Raw genomic sequence first — 19,629 nt, 5'->3', positions numbered from 1 at the left:
TCAGAAACTGCCCCGGCGGTACGCTATCCCCGATAATCCTCATGGATCATATCCAGATCCGCAAAGCGCGTGTACTGGCCTTCGAAGTAAAGTTGCACGGTGCCTGTGGGACCGTGACGCTGCTTTTCGAGGATCAGTTCCGCCTTGTTGTGGACAAGTTCCATTTTGCGGCCCCACTCCTCCAGCGCCGCCTGATATTTCTCCATGGAATCGTAGGCCGTTTCCTTCGGCTCACGCTGCTGAAGATAGTATTCGTCACGATAAACGAACATCACGGCGTCGGCGTCCTGCTCAATCGAGCCTGATTCACGCAGATCGGACAGCATCGGACGTTTATCTTCGCGGCTTTCCACCTGACGGGAAAGCTGGGAGAGTGCGATGACCGGCACTTCCAGTTCCTTGGCGATGGCCTTCAGACCCTGCGTGATCATCGAGATTTCGAGCACGCGGTTGTCCGGACGCGTGCCGACGGCGGGCCGCATGAGCTGGAGGTAATCGACCACCACGAGGCTCAACCCCTTGGTCCGCTTCAGGCGGCGGCAGCGCGTGCGCATGGCCGACAGCGAGATGGCGGGGGTGTCGTCGATCACCAGTGGAAGCTGGGTCAGTTCACGACTGACGCGCACGAACCGGTCGAATTCCTTCTGTCCGATGTCGCCGCGACGGATACGCTCACCGGAGACCTCGGCCTGCTCGGAGAGAATACGTGTGGCGAGCTGTTCGGACGACATTTCGAGCGAGAAGATCGCCACGGCGCCTTCCGGCTGCACGCCTTCGCCCTTTTCACGGGCGGCATTCTGCAGGGCGCGGGCAGCGGAGAAGGCGATCTTGGTGGCGAGCGCGGTCTTGCCCATGGCGGGACGACCGGCGAGGATCAGCAGATCGGACGGATGCAGGCCGCCGGTCTTCTTGTCGAAGTCGCGCAGGCCGGAGGTGAGGCCGGACACGTCGCCTTCGTTGCGGAAGGCTTTTTCGGCGGTTTCGATGGCGGAGGCGAGCGCCCGGTCGAAGCCGGTGAAGCCGCCGTCCTGCCCCTTGTCGGTAGCCAGTCGGAAAAGCTGCTCCTCACCGGCGGCGATCTGGTCCTGCCCGTCGAGATCGTTGCTGCCGAACGCGCTGTTGACGATGGTCTCCCCGATGTCGATCAGCTGGCGGCGAATCCAGGCGTCGTGAATCGCGCGGCCATAGTCGCCGGCGTTGATGATGCCGACCGTCGCCGTCAGCAGGCGGGCGAGGTAGGGGAGGCCGCCGACCTCATCGAGGATGCCCGAATTTTCCAGCGTGGCGCGGAGCGTGACCGGATCGGCCAGCATGCCCGCTTCGATGCGCTTGGCGATGGCGTCATAGATCGCGCCGTTCACCCGGTTGGCGAAATGCGCGCCGGTCAGGAAGTCAGAGACGCGGTCATAGGCCTTGTTGTTGGTCAGTAGCGCGCCGAGGAGCGCCTGTTCGGCGTCCACATTGGAGGGCGGCTGACGCAGCGAAACACCAAGGAGTGCGCCGTCAGTGGGAGGAGCGGAGGAATCGGGGGCATCAATCATGTTCACCCCGCCTGTTTATCATCCGGGGAAGGAGGCGCACAGAGGCGAGTGCATTCACGGTTCCAGAATACGATCCTGCGGCTCAGGTGAGAGGGCGGTCGGGGGCGCGTTCGTCCTTTCCTCTTCGATCACCTGCAGCACCCATTTCACAAAGCGCTGCACGGAAGGACTGGTTCGGCTCCATTTCGGCACGACGATGTAATAGGCGTGTTCTTCCGGCACCATGGACGGCAGTCCGACGGGACGGAGGCGTCCCTCACTCACCAGATCCCCTGTGATCGAACGCCATCCCAGCATGACGCCCAGCCCGTGCAGGGTGGCCTGTGTGGCCTGAACGTAGTTGTTGAAACGCATGTCCTTTTCGGTGGCATGAAGGGGGAAACCCATGTGGGTCAGATAGCCGTTCCAGCTTCGCCATGAGGCGTCATCGACATCGACATGAATCAGGGGAATGTTGGCCAGACTGCCGGGGGAAAGCGGGGCGTTTTCCACGAATTCCGGACTGGCTACCGGCTCGATCCGCTCATGGAAGAGGAAGATCACCTCGCCATCCGTCCAGTTGCCGTGTCCGTAACGGAACATCACATCGGCATGAGGCGCGTCGGGCGCCATGTCATGCGGTGTTGTGAGAATGTTGACGGCGATGGACGGCCAGCATGTGGTGAAGGTCGGCAGCCGTTTCATCAGCCAGTAGGTGGCGAAACCCATCGAGCAGGAGATTTTGAGGGTCTTGTCCTGCTCGTCATGCAGGCGAGTGATTTCCTCAATGGCGTCCGCGATCAGTTTCAGGCCGCTTTCCGTTGCGGCGAGCAGCACGTCTCCGCAGGTTGTTAAGCCGAGAGGGCGGCGTGTGCGATCGACAAGCGGCGTACCGATCCAGTTCTCGAGTTCACGCAGCGACTTGCTGATGGCGGGTTGCGAGACGTTGAGCGCGCGGGCGGCGGTGGAGAGGTTGCGATACTGCGCGATAGCCTGAAACACGATGATGAGCCGGAGGGGCGGCAACTGGCGATGAAGCTTCACGGCGCGCCCTTTCGTTGTCACATCGATATCATTCCCTCATGCCAGCATTCAGTCGCGATAAGAAGGGTCTTCCCTGTCCAGCACGCTTTTCAGGTAATCAAAATGCGCGAAGGAGGCGCCGCGATAGGCATCCCATCCTTCGGCCGTGTTCCGCGCTATCTCGTCGCTCATGATGGAAAGGGGCTGGCCGGTGGCGTAGGCGCGCAGGAGCGTGTCGGCGGCTTTTTCGAAAAAATACAGATCCTCGAAGGCTTCCGCCACGGTCGTTGCCGTGGTGGTGACGCCATGATTGGCCATCAGGAGTGTTGGAGCGGTGGCAAGCATTCTGGCGATCCGGTCGCCTTCTTCCTGTTGGTCGGCGATACCTCCACATTCGGGATCAATCGCCATTCGACCGAAAAAACGGGCTGTGTTCTGGTCGATCGGCAGCAGGCGCGGGTCGGCCAATGTGGCGAGCGTGGTGGAGGCGATAGGATGGCAGTGAAGGATCACACGCGCCGACGGCACGAGGCGATGGGCGGTGCCGTGGATGCACCACGCCGAAGCATCCGGCGCGTCCGGGCGGTTCATGACATCGGAATCGTCCGCATCAAGCACCTGCAGGTCGCTCGCGCGGATGGAAGAGAAATGCCGCCATTTGGGGTTCATCAGGAAGCGTCGCCCGTCGGGCGAAAGCGCCGCGCTGAAATGATTGCCGACGGACTCGTGCCAGCCGAAGCGGGCGGCCAGCCGGAACGCCGCCGCGAGATCGACGCGCAGGCTCTGCTCGTCAATCGGTGTCGTGCTCATGCCGCGAATCTCCCTTCGCCCGACAGGATGCGCCATGCGCTGCGCAGTTCTCCCCGGTCGGTGTAAGTTCCTCTCAGGTGACGTTTTCCGCTTTCCGCGACGAAGGCGGCGCGTCCATGAACGATGCGGTGGTTGTCGAACACGATGCATTCTCCGGCATTGAGGCGGAACTTCATCAGGAAACGGTCATCCTGCAACAACCGACCGAAACGGCAGTAGGCCGGGTAGAAGCGATCCAGAAAACGTTGGTCCATGTCGAAGATATCCGCCATGTGCTGGCTGATGGTGACGCCCGAGATGTCGCCCTGCACATCCAGTTCGATGATGCGCTGACGGGCCCGCATGTCGTATCGGTCGTGCTCGTCATAGAAGGGCACGGAGGTCTCGCACAAAAGGGCGAAATCGTCCGGATAGGTGCGCTTCAGTTCGGTCGCGACCGCCGCGCCATCGACGAACAGACTCTCGCCGCCTTCCACGGTATTGGCCAGACAGTGCAGGAACTGCACGCCGGGCGCGAGATCCTCTGAGGGGACGTCCGTGTGGAGTTCCAGTGCCTTGGCCGTATAGGCGAGATTGTCCGGATTGATGTGCAGCTTCACATCGAAATAGAGGCCGAAGAACGTGGGGCGCGGCACGCCGAGAAGAGAGGCCGTTTCTTCAAGCGCCGCTTCCGTGTCCGGCATGTCGGTCACCATCGCCACGCCTTCCGTCAGGAGCGCATGGACCCACGCTTTTCGCGTGGCTGCATCAGACCTGAGCGCCAGTTGGGAAAACCGCTTCATTTTCCGATAATGATCCGCATGCCAATGCTTTCGTGGCAGAGTGGCCGGATCAGGTCGCGGTTCCGCTCTGACGTGACGGGCCAGCCAAGCGAGATCGTAGGACGAGGCGTGATTGCTGTCTTTCCAGACGATATCGAGCTGTTGGCCTGTGATGGCGGCATGAGCCGGGACAGGCGGCTTCTGTTCGGCGAAGATATCGAACACCCGCTCCCGTGTTTCGGGGTCGAAGGATGAAGCGCAGTTGTCGCGCAGCCAGAAGTAATTGAAGTAACAGGGCTGACTGTCCGGCAGGACGACTTCAAGCCCCGTTTCGTGAAGGGTGAGCTGTGCTGACATGACGGCATTCCTTCAGGAAATGTCGGTTAGCCAGCCGTCTTCTGTCGTGTGCTGAGCGAGGGACAGGCGGGGCTGGCTGTTCGTGTAGGGTCACGCAACAACGGCCTCCGCGCAATTGGATAAAACCTCATAGAAGTATAACCGGGCGGTTATGGAGTAGCGCCCGGTTGCCTCTTCAGGACGCCGGGAAAATCTTACCGGGATTCATGATCCCCTCCGGATCCACAGCGCCCTTGATGCGGCGCATCATGTCCAGCTCCGCACCGCCACGCCAGCTTGGCATCATGTAGGTCTTGAGCTGCCCGACGCCGTGCTCGGCGGAGAAGGAACCGCCCAGTTCGCGCACGATGTTGGCGACGGTGTCCATCATCTCGTGATCGCGGGCGAGGAACGCCTTGCCGTCCGCGCCTTCCGGCTGGACGAGATTGAAGTGGATGTTGCCGTCGCCGATATGGCCGAACGGGGCGACGCGGATGCCGGGAATCAGCTTCTCGCAGGCCGCCGTGGCGCGGTCGATGAAGGTCGGGATGGCGGAGAGCGGCACGGAAACGTCGTTCTTCACGGATGCGCCCGCACGCTTCTGGGCTTCGGCGTGCTCCTCGCGCAGCTTCCAGAAGGCCAGACGCTGCGTTTCACTTTCCGCCAGCACGGCGTCGCTGACCAGTCCGTCCTCGAAAGCCTTGCCAAGCACTTCTTCCATCAGGTCGCGCAGAGCGCCGCCCTCACGCGGGCTGGCCAGTTCCACCAGCACATAGGCGGGGGCGGGCTCGGACAGCGGCAGGGAGGCGTCGGGGATCAGCGTGTTGACGAGGTTCATGCTCAGGCCGGACATGAACTCGAACGCCTGAATCGCGCTCGGTTCCGTGTTGCGGAAGGCCGAGAATAGGGCCAACGCGCCCTTGGCGTCAGCGACGGCGCACAGGGCGGCCTCGACGGATTTCGGCTTCGGCTGAAGCTGGAGGATGGCTGTGGTGATGAGACCAAGTGTGCCTTCCGAGCCGACGAAAAGCTGGCGCAGAGCGTAGCCGGTATTGTCCTTACGCAGACGGCGCATCAGGTTCAGCACCTGACCGTCCGGCAGCACGGCTTCGAGGCCCAGCACCAGCTCGCGGGCGTTGCCGTAGCGCACCGTATTGTTGCCGCCCGCATTGGTGGCGAGCACGCCGCCAATCTCCGCCGAACCTTCCGAGGAAATGGAGAGCGGCAGCATCAGTCCGGCGTTTGTCGCAGCATCCTGCGCGGCCTTCAGGGTCACGCCTGCTTCGATCACCATCGTATTGTCGATCGGATCGATCTCGCGCACCTTGTTCATGCGGCTGGTGACGATGACCAGAGCGTGGCCTGTCTCATCCGGTGTCGCGCCGCCGACCATGCTGGTGTTGCCGCCCTGCGGCACGACAGGGACATTATGTTCCGCGCACAGTCGCACGGCTTCCGCGCAGGCTTCCGTGCTGGCGGGGCGGGCGACGGCGCAGGCCTTGCCGTGGAACAGGGAGCGCCAGTCCGTCAGGAACGGGGCCATGTCGCTGGCGTCCGTCAGCAGGCCGCCGGGGCCGAGGGCCTTTTCCAGTGCGGCGAGCAGGGCGGGAGGAAGACTGGTCATACTGGTTTGTCCGGACAAGCTTTGGAATTAGTGGAGATACAGCGCATTCGGCGCGTGATGTGGCTGCGGCTTGAGCGAATGGAACAATTCGTCTCCCGCCACACCCGCGATGCATCCAATCAGGAACACGACACCGATCAGGCCAAAACGGGTATGGGGCGCCGCCTGTGCCGCCATGAGCCGGCTCTGTGTCTCGGCACGGGCCTGCTGCGTGAGATAAAGCTCCGCCTTGAGCGATGCATTGGCCGCCCGAGCAGAACGCAGTTCCATATCGAGTTTGTTGAGGTTTTCCGACAGATCCCGCACGCGCTGGCGTTCGAGTTGGATATCCGCGCTGGCCGTCTTGGAGGTGCGCGCCCGCGACGTGGTGCCCGACGGCCGTTTGGGTGGATTGGGCGCAATGGCAGTGAACAGGTTCTTCAGCGCGCCACCAGTGACCTGATTGCGTTGCGCCCGCGAGCGGATCGCGGCCAGCGCCGTCTCCGACTGCCCCGGCTGATCTTCAAGCACGAGCGCCAGAATATCGGAAAGGATTTTCAGTTCTTTCGAGTCGAACGTGTCGCTCATGCGACGCTGCGCTCCTGTACAGCGGGACGCGGAGCGGCAGCCCTGCCGAGCCGGTCGAGAATGGCGAGTCCGAGCCCCGTGGAGGGCACCGGTTGAACGGCAATCCGTCGGCAGCCGAGGCGGGTGCCTTCACGGTCCAGATAGCGCAGACCGGCGAACAGGCGCGACGCGGCTTCATCAAGACGCGCCGTCTCACTGAGATTCCAGACCACGCGCGCGCCCTCCAGCGGAGAGCCGAATGCCAGCAGCGCTTCGTCGGCCTCTACGGACTGCGCATTGAGGCGCACAGGCAGCCCTGGCGCGTAATGAGAAGTCAGCATCCCCGGTGCAACCGGCGCCTGCCCCGTCTTGCTGGCACTGACGCGCGCTACGGGGCCGATCACGGCTTCGATATCTTCAACGGAAATACCACCCGGTCGCAACAGACGGGGGGTATCGCCGGAGAGATCGAGGATGGTGCTTTCCACACCTACCGCACACGGACCAGTGTCAAGCACAGCGTCAATGCGGCCATCCAGCCCTTCCAGCACATGATCCGCATCCGACGGGCTGACCGCACCGGAAAGATTGGCCGAAGGTGCTGCGATCGGACGTCCCACGGCACGCAAAAGGGCAAGCGCGGTTTCCTCTGCCGGCACACGCACCGCAGCGGTCGGCAGGCCAGCAGCGGCAAGGTCGCAGATTGCACCATCAGCCGCGCGCGGCAGCACCAACGTCAAGGGACCGGGCCAAAACCGTTCTGCCAGAATGCGGGCGGAGGCGGTGGGGACCACATGCCGGAAAGCCTCGTCAGCATCGGCGAAATGACTGATCAACGGATTGAAGCGCGGGCGCTTCTTGGCTTCGAAAATACGGGCGACCGCCAATGGGTCCGTCGCATCCCCCCCAAGCCCGTAAACAGTCTCCGTTCCAAACGCGACAAGCCGCCCGCCACGCAGAAGCTCTGCGGCACGTGACAGGCCGTCGGCAGTGGACGAAAGACGGTCGGTCATGGAACTCCCCGGTTAAACGTCAAGTCTAACATGGAAATGCCATCATCGACCAGTTGGATTGGTCGACCGAAAAAAACATGCATCGTTTCTCAGGCGCCGATATCCCCGACACACACAAAGAAGGGATTTTTCCAGCCATCTTTGCCATAACGCAACGGGCCGCTCCCATCGAGCAGCGTGACATGCCCCCCGGCCGCCTCGACAATTGCCTGAGGCGCCGCGGTATCCCACTCCATGGTCGGCCCAAGCCGGGGATAAAGATCGGCCACACCTTCCGCCACGCGCACGAACTTCACGGCGGAACCGATATTGCCCAGCGAGGCTATCGGACGGCCATCCAGAAATTTCGCAAGCGCCGGATCATCGCCATGATGACGGGACGCCAGCACGGCGAGGCCATCCTTCGGTGCGGTACGAACGTGAATGGGGTGCTCTCCCTCGGCGTCGTAGCGCACGGCCCCCAGTCCCACGCCACCCGCATAGAACTGGCCATAGGCTGGGAGTGCCATCGCGCCCAGCACGGCCCGACCATCGCGCACAAGACCGATATTCACCGTGAAATCATCCCGCCCAGCTGCGAACTCCCGCGTGCCGTCCAACGGATCGACCAGCCAGTATTCGTGACCACCTTTGACATGAATGCCAGCGGCTACTTCTTCTTCCGCAATCACAGGAATATGGGGCGCTTCGGCCCGCAATCCGGCTAGAATATGCTTTTCCGCCTGCTGATCGGCTTCCGTTACCGGCGAACGGTCCGATTTCGTGCTGGTCACAAAGCCTTTGGCACGGATCGCGTTGATAAGATCGGACGCTTCCCGCGCGAGGCGGAGAGCAAGGGTAAGGAGCGCGGCGTCTGAGCCCGGAGCGGTTGAGAGAGTCATGCCTCTCTCATACTCCTCAGAAATGAAGGCGCAATTGATTCTCTTCCGATTGTCTGTAGCAATGCAGCGTCATTTCCTCCCTGCCCTTCCTCCCAGATTTTGTCGGAGCGATGATGAACGCCAGCCCGAGCCGCCGTCTGATCTACGCCATGGCCGCGGCGACCGGGCTTGCCGTCGCCAATCTCTATTATAATCAGCCGATGCTGGGCGTCATGGAGCGCGCCATGCCAAGCAGTTTCATGGCACTTGTTCCGACAGCCACACAGCTTGGTTACGCCCTCGGCCTGTTCACTCTGGTGCCCCTTGGCGACCTGTTCGAGCGCCGAAAACTGATTGTCACGCAATTTTGTGTGCTGGCCTGCGCGCTGGTCATTGCGGCGCTTGCCCCTACCGCTGGCGTCCTCGTTCTGGGCAGCCTGTGCATGGGCGCCGCCGCCACGGTCGCGCAGCAGATCGTGCCGCTCGCCGCCCATCTCGCGCCCCCTGAACGGCGGGGGGCCATCGTGGGAACCGTCATGTCCGGACTGTTGTGTGGACTGCTGCTCAGCCGGACGCTCGCTGGGTTTGTCGCCGCTCATGCAGGATGGCGCGCCATGTTCTGGCTCGGCGTGCCGCTGGCGCTCGCCACCGCAACCGTCATGGGACGGATGCTGCCAGAAAGCCAGCCAACCACGCAGACAAGCTACCGCGAACTGATGGTCTCCCTCACCCATCTCTGGCGGCAACTACCATCCCTGCGGCTGGCGGCATTCACGCAGGCGTTGCTGTTCGGCGTGTTTTCCGTGTTCTGGACCATCCTTGCCCTGCGGCTACAGGACCCACGCTTCAATCTCGGTTCTGAAGTTGCGGGACTGTTTGGCATCATCGGGGCCGTTGGTATCTTCGCCGCACCGGTCGCGGGACGTATCGCGGACAGACGCGGACCACATCGCGTCATTCTTGGTGGGACGGTCCTTGTGCTGTTCTCATGGTTCGTCTTCAGCATCTGGCAATCACTGTCTGGCCTGATCGCCGGCTGCATCCTGCTCGATTTCGCCGTTCAGAGCGTACTCATTTCCAACCAGCACATCATTTACGCCGGTCGTCCCGAGGCGCGGGGAAGGATCACGACTCTTTTCATGGGGGTCATGTTCCTCGGAGGCGCATCGGGGTCCGCCGCCGCCATGCTGGCGTGGACGGCGGGGGGATGGAACATGGTGTGCCTGCTCAGCGCGCTCCTGTCAGCCGCAGCGGTGATACTCCAGCTTCGATCCCGGCAATCTGGCATAATTCACGGAGATCAATCTCCTTGAGGATAGCGCTTCGAAGCTTCCAGAATGTTGAGGTCCATGTGATTACGCATGTAGCGTTCTGAGGCCTGCTGCAATGGCTGGAAATCCCACGGATAATAATTGCCGTTCCGCAAAGCCTCATAGACCAGATGACGACGGGCCTGACTGGTGCGCACCGCCGCATCGTAACGCCCCAGATCCCAGCGCGCGTTCATCGCCTGCGTCATACTCGTCAGAGTTTCTGCCGCGGTCGGGTCCGAAGCACGGTTCGACTGCTCATTGGGATCAAGTTCAAGATTCATAAGCATGGGCGGATCGAGTTCGCACAGCACCAGTTTCCACGCGCCATCCCGAAGTCCCACCATCGGGGCGTAGGAGCCTTCCGCGGCATACTCCATCGGAACCGGCCCGCGAGCCTCTTCTCCTTTCGCCACAGGCACCAGACTTTTCCCGTCTATCCACGGGCGCGCATCGTCAAGATTCAGCCCAGCGAGATCAAGAAGGGTTGGAAGAACATCCAGTGTCGAGACGGGTTCCTCAATTTTGACATTGGGAAGAGAAGGAGCCGCCACCATCAGCGGAACACGGGCCGAACCTTCAAAGAAGCTCATCTTGAACCACAGACCGCGTTCGCCCAGCATGTCACCGTGATCCGAGACAAAGAGCACGGTTGTATTGTTCGCCATATCTCCCCGTTCCAGAATATCGAGCAGTTCACCTATTTTCTCGTCGATGTAAGAAATATTCGCAAAATACGCACAGCGTGAGCGACGGACGTCATTCGGCGTCACATGGCTGGACTCATAATCAGCCGCCAGCATCAACCGTTTTGAATGTGCATCCTGCTGTTCGAAGGGAATAGGGGCGACCGTCGGCTCAAGAGCAGGGCAATCTTCATAAAGATCCCAGAACCGTTTGCGCGCGACATAAGGATCATGGGGATGCGTAAAACTGACGGTCAGGCACCACGGTCTGTCGTCCTGCCTTCTGGAAAGATCATAGAGCTTGTGCGCCGCAAAATAGGCGACCTCATCGTCATATTCCATCTGGTTGGTGATTTCCGCCACGCCCGCACCCGTTACCGAGCCAAGATTATGGTACCACCAATCTATTCTCTCCCCCGGCTTGGTGTAGTCGGGGGTCCACCCGAAATCCGCCGGATAGATGTCAGTTGTCAGGCGTTCTTCAAATCCGTGAAGCTGATCCGGTCCAACGAAATGCATTTTCCCGGAAAGGGCAGTGTAATAGCCGGCCCGTCGCAAATAATGTGCGAAAGTCGGGATATCTGAAGCAAACTCTGCCGCGTTATCATACACACCCGTCCGGCTTGGCAGTTGCCCCGACATGAAAGATGCCCGCGCCGGAGCGCAAAGCGGGCTTGCCGTATAAGTGTTCACAAAGCGGGTGGAACGCTCGGCCAGTTTCCGCAGGTTCGGCACATGCAGAAAATCTGCCGGACCATCCGGCCATAGCGTTCCGTTCAACTGATCAACCATCAGGATGAGAATATTTTGTTTTTGGTCGCTCACGAACAGCCGCCCTTTTCTTCATACGGCAATCGTTTCTATGAACGTCACCCTATGAGTGAAAGAAAATTTCCATTGAATTTCGATCAAACTGAAAACAGCCGCCGCTATCTCCCGCTTGTCTGTAGACCAAATAAAATTCTAATTTGAGCGGGTGTGAAGAGACTATTTTCTGATGACCGTCATAAAGAGGTTTTATGGCAGAACGGCCCCTTGATCTCGGTTGGATCCGGACATTTGAAGCTGTCGGCCGTCTTGGCAATCTCACGGCTGCTGGGCGGGAACTCGGACTTTCACAGCCAGCCGTAAGCTACACCATCCGCTGCCTGGAAGAGCAGATAGGGCAACTCCTGATTGTACGGGAACATAGGGGATGCCGGATGACGGAGGCTGGTCTGCTGCTGTACCAGACAGTAGCGACAACTGTTCCGCTGATAGACAAAAAAATCAGTGAAATACGTAATCTGGATAACAAGTCGACGATAAATTTATATACTGACTACGGCTTTGCCTCATGCTGGTTCATTCCCCGCGTTTCGCGATTCCGTGACATCAACCCTGATACAGAAGTTCGCATTATCGGCTCACATGCAGAACCAAATAGAAACGACAAACCGAATGATGTCACAATCTACTTTGGGAAAAATACTCACTCAAACAAAAATTCCATCCAGCTTTTTCAAGAAGAGGTCGTCCCTGTTTCCAGCTCCGAGTTTTTCAGGAACCATAATTTATCCAAAAACTCTTCCAGGATCGGGAAATTACCCCTTCTCCATCTGGAAACAAACGCGAATATGCACTGCCTGACATGGCATGACTGGTTCACGGAAACCCGAACAAAGCGCTTTCAGAAAGCTAGCAACCTCACTCTCAACACTTACGCGCTTGTTCTTCAGGCAGCGCACGCTCATCAGGGCATTGCACTCGGATGGCGTGGCCTTGTCGATGATGCGCTCAGCAATGGAACTCTTGTTCCATTAGGCGATCCAATAGTCCGACCAAACAGCGGGTATTGGTTGCACACCACGCCACACCCCTCAGAACACACGAAAAAATTCATCGACTGGGTGCTCTCCGAAATTCCGTAATCCAAAGCAATTAAGCACACGAAAAAATTGCTGGGGTCATGTCCATAAAAATCAAAAGTAAGACGATTTTTATCATAAAAATCCCATTCCATGACATAAGATCGGATTCGAAACGAACCGGAGTAACCACTGATGAGTGTTATGGAAACGGTTGTGGCACCCGTTCAACCTGCCAGTCCCATGGCAGAAATGACGGTTGAAGAAGGCCATCTGATCATACAGCGTTCAGGCCAGACAAAGATTCGCCTGCACCCGATCTGGTTACGTGAACGCCTCAATGATGCACGGATAACGGATCCCTTGACGGGGCAGCGGCTGATCGAGGCAGCTGATCTGCCGCTTGATCTGACGATAACGGCAGTCTCAGAAAATCTGACTCTTCAGTTTTCAGACGGATTTGAATGTATTCTTTCGGAACGCTGGATCAATGACATTCTATCCGGCTCACCTGAACAGCAGCCGGTTTTATGGGATTCCACTCTTACCTTGCCGGAATCTTATGATTTCTCCGAAATACAGCGACAACACAGGAAAGATCCTTCCCATAATCCTCCCTTGGCGGCCTTTCTTGATCAGTTAAAAACCTATGGCTTTTCCATTGTCAGCAATGTGCCAACCCACATGGATGGAGCGCTTGAATTTGCAGGCACTATCGGTCCGATCCGCTACACAAACTGGGGCGGACTGGCTGACGTAAAAGCCATAGCCAATGCGTATGATCTCACGATGACACCCAGACATCTGGAGCCACATAGCGACAATCCCTATCGTGAACCCGTACCGGGATATATTCTTCTGCACTGCCTGACGAATGACGCGGCAGGAGGTGATTCCACTCTCGTCGATGGGTTCAAGGCTGCTGAAACACTTCGCATCCAAGATCCGGAAGCCTTTGAGACGCTGACATCAACAATTGTTCAGTTCCGCTACCGGGATTCAACTAGCCTCCTCGAAAACAGAGCACCCCTCATCTCTCTCGATGAAAAGGGCTCTGTTAGGCAGGTAAGATATTCCAACCGGACTGAACTGATCGATCTTCTGCCTGATGAGCATCTGGACCGTTACTATCGTGCGCGACAGGCTCTGTGGCACCTCATACTTCCAGCGTCGCCGCTGACACTCGGCTTCAAGCTCAAACCCGGCGATCTGCTGATGATGGACAATTACCGCCTGTATCATGGGCGCTCAGGCTACACCCTCGATCATGGCAGTCGGCACATGCGCCAGTGTTACATGGATCGGGACATTGTCGCCAGCAAACGCGATGTCCTCAAAAGACAGAAGCAGGCCATCTGAAGGAATTTCTGTCATGTTCAGAAGCTTTGATGAAGCAACAGCCGAAGACTGGATCCCGATCGGTGAGAAATTCGATAAATTTCAAGGCGAACTGGTCGGTTACATCATTTCGTCACTGAAACTCCTGAGCACCCTTGATCTCGGCTACCCGATTGATCGGTACCAGCACTGCCTGCAGACAGCCACCTTTGCCCATCGTGCAAAAGCCGACGATGAAACCATCGTCTGTGCGCTCATCCACGATATCGGTGACGTATTAGCCCCCACCAATCACGGCGCTTTTGCCGCCACCATGATTGCACCTTACGTCTCACCGGAAAATACGTGGATGGTAGAAAACCATGAAGCGTTTCAAGGCTATTACTATGCTGAATATTTCGGAGGAAATCCGAACGCACGCGAGGCCTTTAAAGGCCACCCAGCCTTTGAACGGACCGCTCGTTTTACCGACCAGTGGGATCAGAAAGCTTTCAACCGCGACTATGACACCATGCCGCTGGAAGCTTTTATCCCACACCTGAACCGTATTTTCACACGCCCCGCGTGGGGACCACATTCGAAGACCGGAGCCTGAAACATGAGTGCCACGATCCGTCAGACGGAAGACGTTATGACAGCCGAACCTCCTGTCCCCATTGTTGTTGACTGGCGACCATACAATACACACGAACGGATGATGACAGCTTCGATATCGCAGGATACCGTTCATGTCACATGGAGCGACGGCCGCGATACATCCTTCAATAGCTGGTGGCTGCGTGACAACTGTCCTTGCACACGATGCTATCTTCCCCTTACACGTGAACAGATTTTCGAAATTGTCGATGCCCCGACCGACCTTGCCTCTCTCGCCTGTGACATCACACCTGAATCAGATATCGGCCCAACATTGAATATCCTCTGGAATGATGGACATCGGAGTTCCTATCAGGCAGGATGGTTGCGCGCACATGCAACAGATGACATCTCCCGCAAGGAACGGGAAGCCAATCGCCCCAAACCCTTTATCTGGGGGGCTGAACACGCCTCTGATCTCCAGACATTTGAATACAGCAACGTCATGGAGCAGGATGAAGCACTACTCTCATGGCTTCTGGCTTTACGGGATTCCGGCCTGACGCTGATGAAAAATGTTCCGACAAAACCGGACAGTCTGCTTGGTCCGGCCCATCGGATTTCTCATATCCGCGAGACAAATTTCGGACGTGTCTTTGATGTGAAATCAAAGCCGACACCCGACAGTGCGGCTTATACGTCAGTCAATCTTCCTCCTCACACGGATTTACCGACGCGCGAACTCCAACCCGGATTCCAGTTTCTGCATTGCCTCATCAACGATGCAACCGGTGGAGAAAGTATTTTCGTGGACGGTTTCGCTATTGCAGAAGCCGTGCGCACCGAACATCCAAACCATTTTGCCGTTCTGACCAACACACCTTTGCCATCCTGGAACCGGGACGATCGTACCGATTACCGCTGGTCCAGCCCCCTTATTGCGCTTGACCAGCATGGAACCGTTTCGGAAATCCGCTATGCGAATTTTCTACGCGGTCCTATTGATGCGCCGACGACCAATATGAATGCCATTTATGCAGCGCTTCGCCTCTTTCAGGCCATGACCCGTGATGAACGTTTCCGGATCGAACGACGGCTTAATCCGGGCGACATGTGGATCTTCGACAATCGCCGGGTCATGCATGCCAGAAGGGAATTTGATCCACAAAGTGGCGCGCGCCACCTTCAAGGGGTGTATGTCGATCGCGATGAAGTCGCTTCGAAAATCCGTGTTCTACCACGACTTCTCGGCCAGATTCACTGACTGTAATGGAGCCAAATAATTTTTCCGAGTGGCGTGCTCGCTGGATGCAGGCAGACGGCCCTGTCGGCTTTCTGCTTCTGCCCCAATTCTCCATGCTTGAACTATTCTGCGCCATTGATGCTTTTCGTGTTGCCTCCCGCTTTGGTAGCGAAGGATTAGGCTGGTCGCTTTTCTCTCAGGACGGTCACCCCGTAACGGCTTCCAATGGGATCTCCATTCCAGTCACTGAGGCATTCGGGGCCGGAAAAACGCCAAAAATTTTATTTATTATGGCAAGTTATGAACCGCTGCACTGTGTAACAGACGCTACACGCGCGGAACTGAGGCGCATTGCCCGACATGGCACATTACTGGGAGCTGTGGATACAGGAGCATTTATTCTTGCGGAATGCGGCCTTCTTGCCGGCCGACGTGTGACGATGCACTGGGAAGCTGTCAGCGCTTTTTCTGCAGCATATCCGGAAATCGTCATATCGCCGACACTCTACGAATTTGATCGCGATCGTCTAACATGCGCTGGCGGATCTGCTGTTATCGATATGATTCTCTTTCTGATCAGCTTGCAGAAAGGCGACGCACTCATGCGCGTGGTGGCTGAGCAGATTATCCATCCCCCACTCCGCACGGGGGATACGGCGCAAAGGGGTTCACCAGAACGACGTTATGCCTTGTGTGACGACCGCCTTGTGAAAGTCGTTGAACTCATGGAAGACAATATAGAACAACCTCTATCCATCAGTCTGATTGCAACTGAAGTCAACCTTTCACAACGTCAACTGGAACGACTATGCCACCGTTATCTGGGGCGCTCTGCAAAGAATTTCTATCTGGCCATTAGACTTGAAAAAGCACGCCAAATGCTGACAGACAGCAAAGCAAGTGTTTCAGAAACTGCTTTTGCTACAGGCTTTGAGAGTCTCGCCCACTTTTCACGAACCTTCCGGCAGCTTTATGGTTGCGCTCCCTCCAGCCTGCAACGAACAGGCAATCGGGTCGTGCCTGAAATGCTCACCCGACTGCCATCGTATTCTTCCTGATTTTATTAAACCAAATTTCTCAAAATACTTTCATCCCACGAACGCTCAGCGAACAGACTGCCATTCTCGTAAACCCTCACATGACCTTTCAAATAGAAATACATCTGATCCGAATACATTTCTGTTCTGGTATCGATGTCCACTTTCCAGTCGTGCTGTTCCATCTTGTAGCTTTGTGTCAGGGCATATCGGGCAGATAACGGATCATCATCGTTAATGGAAAGATCTCTTTTTAAATTGTGCGCTACAATACAGTTAATATCATCCAGTTTATAAACCCCTTCACCAAACACACCACCTTCGGCATCAGTGATATAAGTCTTTTTTCCTGTTATGAAGTCTTCCATACTGTACCGAAGCAACTGTCCGGCAGACAGAGATGTCAAGGGTGTTTTTTGTCCCTGCACCGGTGGAGCAAATGATACCTTTTCATCACGGCTACGACAGTTGCCTACACGTAACGGAAGTTTGAGTTGTCCATTTCGGAAAGATAAAAGCGCGTGGTAGGGAGCAGGCCAAACCATAGGCCAATATGATGTAGCCAGAGAGAGTCGAATTTTATGTCCTTTTACAAAACGATGACCACAACAGTTGAGTTTCATATTCAATTCATACCACGTTCCTTTTTCCAATAATGTAGGATTTTCGTGCCCTGTATGATGCGTCAGATTGAAGGGGTGATAGCTGATACGCATCGCCTCCCCCGTTTCCGACACGTCAGAAAGAATAATTACTGCCTGAGCGATGGTGGAATCAGAAGAAAATTCGATATTGATCTCAGGAAATCCAAGAATTTGATGATCATTTTCCAAAGGTTGCGTTTCAAAAACCAGAGCACCGCCGTCCTCCATTCTTTGGTCAACTGGCATTTCTCCTACGCACCCGGTGCCCATCCATTCACCCGCTGCTTTTCCGAAGCTTTGTGGCGCGCAAATATTCATCACAACATTATCTTTTACAGAATTGGATGACTCTATTAATCCGCCACAATTTTTAATTGCAAAATAGCAGGGCTGAATTTCTTCCGACGGCCATTTTTCTTCTGCCGACCAATTGCCGGGCATACAAGAACAAGTAGCTTCCGGCTTTACATAATCCGTTATATATGAACGCAACATCGGTTCATTCATAATACCTGTATCAGTTCCTTTAAGCCATTGATCCCACCAGCGTACCGCTTCCTGCAAAAAACCTATTGCTGGCCCTGGAGCACCATCATGCGGATACACATGCCCCCAAGGTCCAATGATACCTTTTCGTGGCACCGTAAGATGTTCAAGTAATCTCGGGACAGCATTTGTGTAACTATCGATCCATCCTCCCACAACCATCACAGGGCATTCTATACTCGAATAGTCCTCGCAGATTGAACCATGCTTCCAGTAACTATCGTAATGCTGGTGTTTTAACCACAAAGCTGGAAAGAAAGGCAGATTTTCAAGTCGTTCTTTCCATTTTTCGCGCCAACTCTCTCCAGAAAACTCTTTGAACGGTGGCCTACTCTGAAACGCCAGCATAATGCTGCCCCACCAGAGATTGTCATTCAAAAGACAACCACCCATATAATGAATATCATCAGTATAGCGATTATCTGTTGAATAAACGCTTAGAATCGCTTTAAGCGCGGGCGGTCGACGAGCGGCGACCTGAAGACAATTAAACCCTCCCCAAGATTTCCCCATCATTCCGACGGAACCGGAGCACCAATCTTGTCTGGCAATCCATGCTATGACTTCCAGCGCATCATCCTGCTCCTGCTTGAGATACTCATCTTCTAACAGCCCTTCAGACTCTCCACTCCCACGCATATCAACACGTACACATGCGTATCCTGCTTCACAGAAATAACTGTGCATAGGTTCATCGCGTATACGTGTTCCATCTGCCTTTCTATAAGGAATATACTCCAATATAGCTGGTACAGAATGGTCCTTTATCCCATCCGGAAACCATATTCGCGCACTAAGATTACATCCATCGGAAAGACTAATCCAAACATTTTCCTCAACTTTGAAAGACATTTCACAACCTCACACTTCTGGATGAAAACAACTCAACATTTTTTCTCGCGAAAATTTCATCAAAAACAAAACCCACAAAGCACCTATCGATACAATAATAGCAACTACAGACCAGTAAAATGTAGAATCATATACTCCCCATAACGTACCAATCATTCCGCTTATGATGTTTCCAACAAAGAACGTTGCATACCAAAGCGCCATTACCAAGCCGCTCGAGTTCTTTGGAGCAAAACGAGAAAAAAGTCCCATTGCAGCTGGCGTAAAAAAAAGATCACCGACTTCCCAAATAATTAGATAGAATGCGACAATTAATTTGTTCGGCGCCTCACCTTCATATAAAAAAGCAATAAAAGACAAAAAGACCTGAGAAATTGAAATTATAACTGCTCCCACAAAAAGCTTCGTAAAAACATCAGGTTCTCTATATTTATGCGCCTGACTACTCCAGATCCAGTTCAATACGGGGATCCCTAACATCACAACTGCTGGTGGAATAGCCTGCAACCATCCCACGGTCATATCCCCCGGAACAGTCGATACCCAATGCACCAAAGCATTTGCCTGTTGCTCGTAACTTATCCAAAGTAGAACGGATGAAAAAAATACAGAAACAATCACCGTATAGGAGGGTGCAATACTTTTTTTACCAACATTGAAACTTTGAATTGTTTCGTTATCTTGTTTTGAAAATAAAGGCCTATAAAAAAAATAAGCAATCAGCCCAATAATCATCCCAACTGTCGTAGCATCAAAAGCGACAGTCCAACCCCACCTTTGGACGAAAAACATACATACGATAGGTGAGAGTGCCGCACCAATATTAATTGAAAGATAATATATAGAGAACCCTCTCTCTCGCCTTTTATCATTTATATCGTATAAATCCCCGACTTGCGCTGCAATATTCCCCTTCAAACCACCTGTCCCTATAATAATAAGAGATAAGGCCAAAAAAAACCAAGTATGATCTGTTATAAGAAGATGACCAAGAGCAATCAAAACTCCTCCACCAATAACGACCTTTCGTTTATCTATCAAACGATCAGCAATAAAA

At 55.5% G+C, this 19,629-nt stretch carries 17 protein-coding genes; 6 read left to right on the top strand and 11 right to left on the bottom strand.

Annotation, left to right across the window (positions count from 1 at the left end):
• Positions 1–23: 23 nt before the first annotated feature.
• From ABF824_RS06670 to cysQ, 8 genes are all read right to left on the bottom strand, one after another.
• Positions 24–1,541 carry a replicative DNA helicase gene (locus ABF824_RS06670; protein WP_415487311.1) on the bottom strand — a complete coding sequence of 506 codons (1,518 nt, stop codon included), beginning with the start codon at positions 1,539–1,541 and terminating at the stop codon, positions 24–26.
• A gap of 54 nt (positions 1,542–1,595) precedes the next feature.
• Positions 1,596–2,585 (bottom strand): LysR family transcriptional regulator, encoded by a 990-nt coding sequence (locus ABF824_RS06665; RefSeq protein ID WP_415487309.1) that lies wholly within the window; start codon positions 2,583–2,585, stop codon positions 1,596–1,598.
• Positions 2,586–2,612: 27 nt separating this feature from the next.
• Entirely contained in the window at positions 2,613–3,353 is a 741-nt protein-coding gene (locus tag ABF824_RS06660) for a class II aldolase/adducin family protein (protein WP_415487307.1), read from the bottom strand.
• A complete protein-coding gene (locus tag ABF824_RS06655) occupies positions 3,350–4,471 on the bottom strand; it encodes a TauD/TfdA family dioxygenase (protein ID WP_415487305.1) in 1,122 nt (373 codons plus the stop codon). Before ABF824_RS06655 ends, ABF824_RS06660 begins: the two co-directional genes overlap by 4 nt.
• A gap of 175 nt (positions 4,472–4,646) precedes the next feature.
• On the bottom strand, positions 4,647–6,074 hold the full coding sequence (locus tag ABF824_RS06650) for an FAD-binding oxidoreductase (RefSeq protein WP_415487303.1): 1,428 nt from the start codon (positions 6,072–6,074) through the stop codon (positions 4,647–4,649).
• A gap of 27 nt (positions 6,075–6,101) precedes the next feature.
• Positions 6,102–6,641: a hypothetical protein gene (locus tag ABF824_RS06645; protein WP_415487301.1), complete on the bottom strand. Its 540-nt coding sequence runs from the start codon at positions 6,639–6,641 to the stop codon at positions 6,102–6,104.
• The gene (locus ABF824_RS06640) at positions 6,638–7,633 is read right to left on the bottom strand and encodes an L-threonylcarbamoyladenylate synthase (RefSeq protein ID WP_415487299.1); all 996 of its coding nucleotides are present in this window, start codon (positions 7,631–7,633) and stop codon (positions 6,638–6,640) included. Before ABF824_RS06640 ends, ABF824_RS06645 begins: the two co-directional genes overlap by 4 nt.
• An 89-nt stretch (positions 7,634–7,722) precedes the next feature.
• On the bottom strand, positions 7,723–8,514 hold the full coding sequence (gene cysQ / locus ABF824_RS06635) for a 3'(2'),5'-bisphosphate nucleotidase CysQ (protein ID WP_415487297.1): 792 nt from the start codon (positions 8,512–8,514) through the stop codon (positions 7,723–7,725).
• A gap of 110 nt (positions 8,515–8,624) precedes the next feature.
• Here cysQ and ABF824_RS06630 point away from each other — a divergent pair, with 110 nt between their 5' ends.
• Positions 8,625–9,806 (top strand): MFS transporter, encoded by a 1,182-nt coding sequence (locus ABF824_RS06630; protein WP_415487295.1) that lies wholly within the window; start codon positions 8,625–8,627, stop codon positions 9,804–9,806.
• Here ABF824_RS06630 and betC read toward each other — a convergent pair.
• Positions 9,794–11,314: a choline-sulfatase gene (gene betC / locus ABF824_RS06625; RefSeq protein WP_415487293.1), complete on the bottom strand. Its 1,521-nt coding sequence runs from the start codon at positions 11,312–11,314 to the stop codon at positions 9,794–9,796. The genes ABF824_RS06630 and betC overlap by 13 nt on opposite strands.
• A 194-nt stretch (positions 11,315–11,508) precedes the next feature.
• Between betC and ABF824_RS06620 the strand changes: the two genes are divergently transcribed.
• From ABF824_RS06620 to ABF824_RS06600, 5 genes are all read left to right on the top strand, one after another.
• A complete protein-coding gene (locus ABF824_RS06620) occupies positions 11,509–12,399 on the top strand; it encodes a LysR family transcriptional regulator (RefSeq protein ID WP_415487291.1) in 891 nt (296 codons plus the stop codon).
• A 132-nt stretch (positions 12,400–12,531) separates the two neighbouring features.
• Complete coding sequence (locus tag ABF824_RS06615) at positions 12,532–13,695, top strand: TauD/TfdA family dioxygenase (RefSeq protein ID WP_415487289.1); 1,164 nt, start codon at positions 12,532–12,534, stop codon at positions 13,693–13,695.
• Between the two features lie 13 nt (positions 13,696–13,708).
• Entirely contained in the window at positions 13,709–14,269 is a 561-nt protein-coding gene (locus ABF824_RS06610) for an HD domain-containing protein (protein ID WP_415487287.1), read from the top strand.
• Between the two features lie 3 nt (positions 14,270–14,272).
• Positions 14,273–15,514, top strand: coding sequence for a TauD/TfdA family dioxygenase (locus ABF824_RS06605; protein WP_415487285.1), 1,242 nt, complete (start codon positions 14,273–14,275; stop codon positions 15,512–15,514).
• Between the two features lie 5 nt (positions 15,515–15,519).
• Positions 15,520–16,551 (top strand): GlxA family transcriptional regulator, encoded by a 1,032-nt coding sequence (locus tag ABF824_RS06600; protein ID WP_415487283.1) that lies wholly within the window; start codon positions 15,520–15,522, stop codon positions 16,549–16,551.
• A 5-nt stretch (positions 16,552–16,556) separates the two neighbouring features.
• Here the strand turns inward: ABF824_RS06600 and ABF824_RS06595 are convergent, their stop codons facing one another.
• Both ABF824_RS06595 and ABF824_RS06590 read right to left on the bottom strand, forming a co-directional pair.
• A complete protein-coding gene (locus tag ABF824_RS06595) occupies positions 16,557–18,572 on the bottom strand; it encodes a CocE/NonD family hydrolase (RefSeq protein WP_415487281.1) in 2,016 nt (671 codons plus the stop codon).
• 9 nt (positions 18,573–18,581) lie between these two features.
• Positions 18,582–19,629, bottom strand: a 1,048-nt coding sequence (locus tag ABF824_RS06590) for an MFS transporter (RefSeq protein WP_415487280.1), incomplete at its 5' end; no start/stop codon positions are given.

It is taken from the genome of Acetobacter sp. (assembly GCF_047721705.1).
Classification (GTDB): Bacteria; Pseudomonadota; Alphaproteobacteria; order Acetobacterales; family Acetobacteraceae; genus Acetobacter.
The sequence above is the reverse complement of the archived record's forward strand: the minus strand, read 5'-3'. Positions and strand labels throughout refer to the sequence as shown.

Coding starts and splice junctions, on each gene's coding strand:
- ABF824_RS06610 (WP_415487287.1), top strand. CDS start 13,709: ATGTTCAGAAGCTTTGATGAAGCAACAGCCGAAGACTGGATCCCGATC.
- cysQ (WP_415487297.1), bottom strand. CDS start 8,514: ATGACTCTCTCAACCGCTCCGGGCTCAGACGCCGCGCTCCTTACCCTT.
- ABF824_RS06620 (WP_415487291.1), top strand. CDS start 11,509: ATGGCAGAACGGCCCCTTGATCTCGGTTGGATCCGGACATTTGAAGCT.
- ABF824_RS06660 (WP_415487307.1), bottom strand. CDS start 3,353: ATGAGCACGACACCGATTGACGAGCAGAGCCTGCGCGTCGATCTCGCG.
- ABF824_RS06630 (WP_415487295.1), top strand. CDS start 8,625: ATGATGAACGCCAGCCCGAGCCGCCGTCTGATCTACGCCATGGCCGCG.
- ABF824_RS06645 (WP_415487301.1), bottom strand. CDS start 6,641: ATGAGCGACACGTTCGACTCGAAAGAACTGAAAATCCTTTCCGATATT.
- ABF824_RS06655 (WP_415487305.1), bottom strand. CDS start 4,471: ATGTCAGCACAGCTCACCCTTCACGAAACGGGGCTTGAAGTCGTCCTG.
- ABF824_RS06640 (WP_415487299.1), bottom strand. CDS start 7,633: ATGACCGACCGTCTTTCGTCCACTGCCGACGGCCTGTCACGTGCCGCA.
- ABF824_RS06670 (WP_415487311.1), bottom strand. CDS start 1,541: ATGATTGATGCCCCCGATTCCTCCGCTCCTCCCACTGACGGCGCACTC.
- ABF824_RS06595 (WP_415487281.1), bottom strand. CDS start 18,572: ATGTCTTTCAAAGTTGAGGAAAATGTTTGGATTAGTCTTTCCGATGGA.
- ABF824_RS06600 (WP_415487283.1), top strand. CDS start 15,520: ATGGAGCCAAATAATTTTTCCGAGTGGCGTGCTCGCTGGATGCAGGCA.
- ABF824_RS06605 (WP_415487285.1), top strand. CDS start 14,273: ATGAGTGCCACGATCCGTCAGACGGAAGACGTTATGACAGCCGAACCT.
- ABF824_RS06615 (WP_415487289.1), top strand. CDS start 12,532: ATGAGTGTTATGGAAACGGTTGTGGCACCCGTTCAACCTGCCAGTCCC.
- ABF824_RS06650 (WP_415487303.1), bottom strand. CDS start 6,074: ATGACCAGTCTTCCTCCCGCCCTGCTCGCCGCACTGGAAAAGGCCCTC.